General features: G+C 65.8%; 6 protein-coding genes, 1 tRNA gene and 1 pseudogene. 3 read left to right on the top strand and 5 right to left on the bottom strand.

Translation table 11 applies throughout. From position 1 onward, the window contains the following. A partial coding sequence (locus VFA16_RS09490; RefSeq protein WP_324967565.1) for an epoxide hydrolase occupies positions 1-454 on the bottom strand: 454 nt, incomplete at its 3' end. 74 nt (positions 455-528) lie between these two features. Here VFA16_RS09490 and VFA16_RS09485 point away from each other — a divergent pair. Continuing rightward, positions 529-1,212, top strand: a complete 684-nt coding sequence (locus VFA16_RS09485) for a cutinase family protein (protein WP_324967564.1) — start codon at positions 529-531, stop codon at positions 1,210-1,212. An 8-nt stretch (positions 1,213-1,220) separates the two neighbouring features. On the opposite strand, the gene VFA16_RS09480 is transcribed toward VFA16_RS09485, so the two are convergent. The 4 genes from VFA16_RS09480 to VFA16_RS09465 form a co-directional block, all read right to left on the bottom strand. Next, a tRNA-Val gene (locus VFA16_RS09480) sits at positions 1,221-1,292 on the bottom strand. A 166-nt stretch (positions 1,293-1,458) separates the two neighbouring features. Beyond that, positions 1,459-1,920, bottom strand: a complete 462-nt coding sequence (locus tag VFA16_RS09475) for a peroxiredoxin (RefSeq protein WP_324967563.1) — start codon at positions 1,918-1,920, stop codon at positions 1,459-1,461. Beyond that, positions 1,920-2,342 carry a DUF3052 domain-containing protein gene (locus tag VFA16_RS09470; RefSeq protein ID WP_324967562.1) on the bottom strand — a complete coding sequence of 141 codons (423 nt, stop codon included), beginning with the start codon at positions 2,340-2,342 and terminating at the stop codon, positions 1,920-1,922. Before VFA16_RS09470 ends, VFA16_RS09475 begins: the two co-directional genes overlap by 1 nt. Positions 2,343-2,422: 80 nt before the next feature. After that, positions 2,423-3,040, bottom strand: a complete 618-nt coding sequence (locus VFA16_RS09465; RefSeq protein WP_414687678.1) for a hypothetical protein — start codon at positions 3,038-3,040, stop codon at positions 2,423-2,425. A 183-nt stretch (positions 3,041-3,223) separates the two neighbouring features. Here VFA16_RS09465 and aceE point away from each other — a divergent pair, with 183 nt between their 5' ends. Both aceE and VFA16_RS09455 read left to right on the top strand, forming a co-directional pair. Further along, complete coding sequence (aceE, locus tag VFA16_RS09460; protein ID WP_324967560.1) at positions 3,224-6,016, top strand: pyruvate dehydrogenase (acetyl-transferring), homodimeric type; 2,793 nt, start codon at positions 3,224-3,226, stop codon at positions 6,014-6,016. 144 nt (positions 6,017-6,160) lie between these two features. After that, positions 6,161-6,850, top strand: a pseudogene (locus VFA16_RS09455) (PucR family transcriptional regulator); the annotation flags it as partial.

The following is a 6,850-nucleotide window of genomic DNA, read 5'->3' as shown; positions in this document are numbered from 1 at the left end:
TTTCGACTCCCCACCCGGTGCGGCTGGGCTTGCCGGAGAACCCGTACCCGGGAAGCGACGGGCAGATGACGTGAAACGCGTCTTCGGCACGTCCGCCGTGGGCCGTGGGATCGGTCAACGGCTCGATGACCTTGTGGAACTCGACGATCGAGCCCGGCCAGCCGTGGGTGATGATCAGGGGGAACGCGTCCGCATGGGGCGACCGTTGGTGGATGAAATGGATGTCCAAACCGTCGATTTCGGTGACGAACTGATCGAATCGGTTGAGCGCGGCCTCGCGTGAGCGCCAGTCGTATGCTTCGGCCCAGTATGCCGCCAGGTCGCGCGTGTAGCCCAACGGGATGCCCTGACTCCAGTCGTCCACGCACTCGGCTTCTGGCCAGCGAGTGCGGGCCAACCGCGATCGCAGGTCGTCGAGAACGTCGTCGGCAATGTCGATGCGGTACGGCCTCACTTCGGTCATGCATTACATATTCGCCGATGCCCGTTTTTGGTCCGAAGCGCGCCACCGGCTGTCAGGATTGACACGTGGGCGGGCGCCACTTCGCTCATGTGTTTGCTGCCGCGGTGCTGACGATCCCGGCGACGCTATTCAGCGCGCTCATTGCGCCAGCGTCTGCTGCTCCCTGCCCCGACGTGGAGGTGACGTTCGCGCGAGCCACCACCGAGTCGCCGGGTGTGGGCGTGGTCGGACAGGAGTTCGTCGATTCGCTGCGGTCGCAAGTTGGTGGCAGGTCCGTCGGCGTGTACCCGGTCAACTACCCCGCCACCTACGATTTCGTCCCATCGGCGAACGCCGGGGCCAATGATGCGAGCGCTCACGTCCAGTCCACGGCCGCGAACTGTCCCAACACCAAGATCGTTCTCGGCGGATACTCTCAGGGCGCGTTGGTGATCGATCTGATCACCATCGCCCAAGCACCGGTTGCGGGCTTTGTCCCGGCTTCGCTGCCGCAAGACGTGGCTGGTCACGTTGCCGCGGTCGCCGTCTTCGGAAATCCATCGGATAGATATCTGGGGGCGCCGATAAGCGCGATCAGTCCGTGGTATGGGGCCAAGGCAATCGACTTGTGTGCGGACGGAGATCTGGTCTGCTCGCCGGGACCTCTGACGCCGCCTTCACAAGATGAGATGTTTTCCCCAGCCCATCTGTCCTATGCCCATTCCGGAATGCCCGCGCAGGCTGCGGCTTTCGCGGCGAGTCGGCTCTAGCCGCTGGGTGGGCGCGGACGGGATCGAACCGCCGACCGCTGGTGTGTAAAACCAGTGCTCTACCACTGAGCTACGCGCCCCGCCCCGCGCACGCTACCTGCCCGGACACCTACCGGCCAAACGCCAGATCCCCCTCGGCGAGCGTGCATAGTTGTACGCGCTACGCGGCGTGTCGACGGACAAACACGCACGCTCGCGGCGAAGGGTGGCGGACGCTCGCGGCGAAAGCTGGCAGTCAAACCTCGGTCAAACCTTCAGAGCCGCCAGCGCGTCGGTCCACAGCCGCTGATCGCGGGCCTCGCCGGGCTGCTTCATCTCGGCGAACCGGATCACTCCCGAGCGATCGATCACGAACGTGCCGCGGTTGGGGAATCCGGCGTCCTCGTTGAACACCCCGTAGGCCTGGCTGACCGCGCCATGCGGCCAGAAGTCGGACAGCACCGGAAATAGGAAACCGTTCTCGACCGCCCACACCTTGTGGGTCGGAGGAGGACCCACCGAAATGGTCAACGTGGCACTGTCGTCGTTCTCGAACTCGGGCAGGTGATCGCGCAGCTGGTCGAGCTCGCCCTGGCAGATCCCGGTGAACGCCAGCGGGAAGAACACCAGCAGCACGTTTTTGGCGCCGCGGTAGCTGCTGAGGCTTACCGGCTGCTGATTCTGGTCGCGCAGCGTGAAATCCGGCGCGATCGACCCGACGGGCAGCATTAGCGTCGCCCGGCGCGCGATTTTGGCTGCACCAGTCGGCTGGCGCTCCAGTCACCGAGATTGACCGACGAGGTCGGCATCAGACCTGCAGTGGGCGCCGACTCCGCGATCTCGGCGGGCAGCACATGCCCGGGCCGGCCGGTCTTGGGGGTGAGCACCCAGATCACTCCGTCGTCGGCGAGCGGTGTGATCGCGTCCATCAAGGTGTCCACCAGATCCCCGTCGCCGTCACGCCACCACAACAACACCACGTCGACAACCTCGTCGGTGTCCTCGTCGAGCAGCTCGCTACCGCACGTGTCCTCCACGTCGGCGCGGATGTTGTCGTCGGTGTCCTCGTCCCATCCCCACTCTTGGACGACCTGCCCTCGTTGGATGCCCAATTTGCGGGCGTAGTTCGGGGCGTCATCCGCCGCGACCACCGTGGGACCTCCTTAACAGTCAGCGCGCCGTGCGATGCGCACTATCGTCGCACAGCAGGGCGCCGACCTACACCGGTGACTCAAAAGGAAGCCAGGCACAGTTTCAACGCCTTCGTCTTGGTGTCGTTGAGCTGATCGACTCGCCGGTTGAACTCCTGTGTCGGCGCGTGCGAGGCAATAGCGTTGGCCACCGAACGGGCCGCGTCGACATAGCCGTTGAGTCCGTCGCGCAGCTGCTGCGACAGTGCGCCGCTCATACTGCCGGCCACGGTGTCGGCGGTGTTGTTGAGAGCCTCGATGGCCGGGCCTTCGGTCGGGCCAGTGTCGGCACCCTGATTGAACGCCCCGACAAACGCATTCACCTTGTCGATGGCGTCCTTGCTGGTGGTGGCGAACGACTCGCACGCCGCGCGCACCGCCTTGGTGGTCAGTGACTGCTGGCGCTGAGACTCCCGGACTCGTGAAGTCGCCGACGAGGCCGACACCGACGCGGACACCGACGCCCGGTAGGCCGGGGCAACGGCAGTGTCAGCGGCCGGGGTGCCCTCTGTGATGCTGGTGCAACCGACAATGCCCATCACCAGCGCAGCGACGCCGCCGAGCACCAGGGCACCGATCCGCACGCGGCGTGCAACCGGCCCGCCCGTTGCCGGATCTGCCGATCCACGCGGCATGAGGGCAGACCATCCGATCAGCACAGTTCGTGACGTTACCGGTTCGCCATCTTGACTGCCCTCGATGCCCGGTGATGATGTGCCCCCCGGCGGATTCCGCCCGGCCCCGCCGCGATTGGCCCGGGTGCGGCACGATAGAGGACGACGACAGCATTCCCGCGGCAGAACCCGTGAGAAGCTAATCAACCGCCTAACAAGGAGCGGAAGTTGACTACCGAGTTCGTGCGCCATGATCTGGCCAAAAACTCAAGCAGCACAACCGAACACGACCGGGTGCGGGTGATCCGCGAAGGTGTGGCGTCCTACCTGCCCGACATCGACCCCGAAGAAACATCGGAGTGGCTTGAGTCCTTCGACGGGCTGCTGGCCCGCTCGGGACCATCGCGGGCACGCTATCTGCTCTTGCGGATGCTGGAACGCGCCGGCGAGCAACGGGTGGCGATCCCGGCGCTGACATCGACCGACTACGTCAACACCATCCCCACCGAACTAGAACCGTGGTTCCCCGGCGACGAGGACGTCGAGCGCCGCTACCGGGCCTGGATCCGGTGGAACGCGGCCATCATGGTGCACCGCGCCCAACGCCCCGGCGTCTCGGTGGGCGGCCACATTTCGACCTACGCCTCATCGGCGGCGCTCTACGAGGTCGGCTTTAACCACTTCTTCCGCGGCAAGTCGCATCCGGGCGGCGGCGACCAGGTTTTCATCCAGGGCCACGCCTCCCCCGGAATCTATGCGCGCGCCTTCTTGGAAGGACGACTGTCCGCCGATCAGCTCGACGGCTTCCGCCAGGAACACAGCCATCCCGGCGGTGGCCTGCCGTCGTACCCGCATCCGCGGCTGATGCCTGACTTCTGGGAATTTCCCACCGTGTCGATGGGCATCGGACCGATGAACGCCATTTATCAGGCCCGGTTCAACCACTACCTGCACGACCGGGGCATCAAAGACACCTCCGATCAGCATGTGTGGTGCTTCCTGGGCGACGGCGAAATGGACGAACCCGAAAGCCGCGGGCTCGCGCACGTCGCCGCACTGGAAGCATTGGACAACCTGACCTTCGTGATCAACTGCAACCTGCAGCGCCTCGACGGGCCGGTGCGCGGCAACGGCAAGATCATCCAGGAGCTCGAGTCGTTCTTCCGGGGTGCGGGCTGGAACGTCATCAAGGTGATTTGGGGCCGCGAGTGGGACGCGCTGCTGCACGCCGACCGCGACGGCGCGCTGGTCAATCTGATGAACGTCACGCCCGACGGCGACTACCAGACCTATAAGGCGAACGACGGCGGTTATGTGCGCGAGCACTTCTTCGGCCGCGACCCGCGCACCAAGGAGCTGGTGAAAAACCTCTCGGATCAAGAGATTTGGAACCTCAAGCGCGGCGGTCACGACTACCGGAAGGTGTATGCGGCCTACCGCGCCGCCGTGGAGCACAAGGGGCAGCCGACCGTCATCTTGGCCAAGACCATCAAGGGTTACGCGCTGGGCAAGCACTTCGAGGGCCGCAACGCCACGCACCAAATGAAAAAGCTGACGCTGGAAGACCTTAAAGAGTTTCGCGACACCCAGCGCATCCCGGTCTCCGATGCCCAGCTGGAAGAGGACCCCTACCTGCCGCCGTACTACCACCCCGGCCCGGAAGCTCCGGAGATCCGTTACATGCTCGACCGGCGCCGCGCGCTCGGTGGCTTCGTGCCCGAGCGCCGCACCAAGTCCAAGGCGCTGACCCTGCCGGGCCGCGACACCTACAAGTCGCTGAAGAAGGGGTCGGGCAGCCAGGAGGTCGCCACCACTATGGCGACTGTTCGCACGTTCCGGGAAGTATTGCGCGACAAGGAGGTCGGTGCGCGCATAGTCCCGATCATCCCCGACGAGGCGCGCACGTTCGGGATGGACTCGTGGTTCCCGAACCTCAAGATCTACAACCGCAACGGCCAGCTGTACACCTCGGTCGACGCCGATCTGATGCTGGCGTACAGGGAAAGCCAAGCCGGCCAGATCCTGCACGAGGGCATCAACGAAGCCGGGGCCGTCGCCAGCTTCACCGCCGCGGGAACGTCGTATTCGACGCACAACGAGCCGATGATCCCGGTCTACATCTTCTATTCGATGTTCGGCTTCCAGCGCACCGGCGACGGCCTGTGGGCCGCGGGCGACCAGATGGCGCGCGGGTTCTTGTTGGGCGCCACCGCCGGACGCACCACGCTCACCGGCGAGGGCCTGCAGCACGCCGACGGCCACTCGCTGCTGCTGGCCAGCACCAACCCGGCGGTGGTCTCCTACGACCCGGCCTTTGCGTACGAGATCGCCTACATCATCGAAAGCGGGCTGGCCCGCATGTACGGCGAAAACCCGGAGAACGTCTTCTTCTACATCACCGTCTACAACGAGCCCTATGTGCAGCCGCCCGAGCCGGAGAACTTTGATCCCGAGGGTCTGCTGCGCGGCATCTACCGGTACCGGCCGGCCAGCGAACAGCGCACCAACACCGCCCAGATCTTCGCCTCCGGGGTGGCTATGCCGTCGGCGCTCAAGGCCGCCGAGATGTTGGCCGCCGAGTGGGATGTCGCGGCCGATGTGTGGTCCGTGACCAGTTGGAGCGAGTTGAACCGCGAAGGGGTGGCCATCGAGACCGAGAAGTTGCGCCACCCGGAGCGTCCGGCGCGGGTGCCCTACGTGACGCAGGCGCTGGCCGACTCGGCCGGGCCGGTGGTCGCCGTGTCGGACTGGATGCGGGCGGTACCCGAGCAGATTCGGCCCTGGGTGCCACGCAGATACGTCACCCTGGGTACCGACGGGTTCGGGTTCTCCGACACCCGTCCCGCCGCCCGGCGCTACTTCAACACTGATGCCGAGTCGCAGGTCGTGGCGGTGCTGGAGGCGCTGGCCCGCGACGGTGAGATCGACCCGTCGGTGGCCGTCGCGGCGGCACGGCAATACAAGATCGCCGACGTGCGGGCCGCGCCGGCGCAGACCTCTGACCCGGGACCGAACGCCTGAGGCGTCGGCTTACCGCTCGAACGGGAGGTCATCGGCACGTTGGCCGACGAACGTGACCACAGCGTCACGCTCGCGTGGCACTCAAAGGTTATGCTCGGCATGCACTTAGCGGGAACTTCCACAAATGCGGCGTAAGTTTTAGGAGTGCCTGACAAACAGTTCGCCGCGCTGCCCCGATCGACGCTCGAACTACTGGACACCGTGCCCGAATCGCTGCTGCGGCGACTCAAGCAATACTCAGGCCGGCTGGCCACCGAAGCCGTATCGGCAATGCAGGAGCGGTTGCCGTTTTTCGCCGAACTGGAAGCCTCCCAGCGGGCCAGCGTGGCGCTGGTGGTGCAGACGGCGGTGGTGAACTTCGTCGAGTGGATGCAAGATCCGCGCAGCAACGTCAGTTACACCGCGCAGGCTTTCGAGCTGGTGCCACAAGATCTGACCCGCCGGATGCCGTTGCGCCACTCGGTCGACATGGTGCGGGTCACCATGGAGTACTTCGAAGAAGTCGTGCCGCTGCTGGCCCACTCCGAAGAACAGCTCACCGCGCTCATGGTGGGCATCTTGAAGTACAGCCGCGACCTGGCCTTCACCGCCGCTACCGCCTACGCCGACGCGGCCGAAGCCCGCGGCACCTGGGACAGCCGGATGGAGGCCAGCGTCGTCGACGCGGTGGTGCGCGGCGACACCGGACCCGAGCTGCTGTCCCGGGCAGCCGCGCTGAACTGGGACACCACCGCCCCGGCCACCGTCGTGGTGGGCACCCCCGCACCCGGGCGGGAGGGTCTCGACACCCGGAAGGCCAGCCAGGACGTCCGCGACGTGGCCGCCCGGCACGGC

The organism is Mycobacterium sp. (assembly GCF_035653355.1).
GTDB lineage: Bacteria > Actinomycetota > Actinomycetes > Mycobacteriales > Mycobacteriaceae > Mycobacterium.
This window is presented reverse-complemented; position numbering and strand designations above follow the sequence as displayed.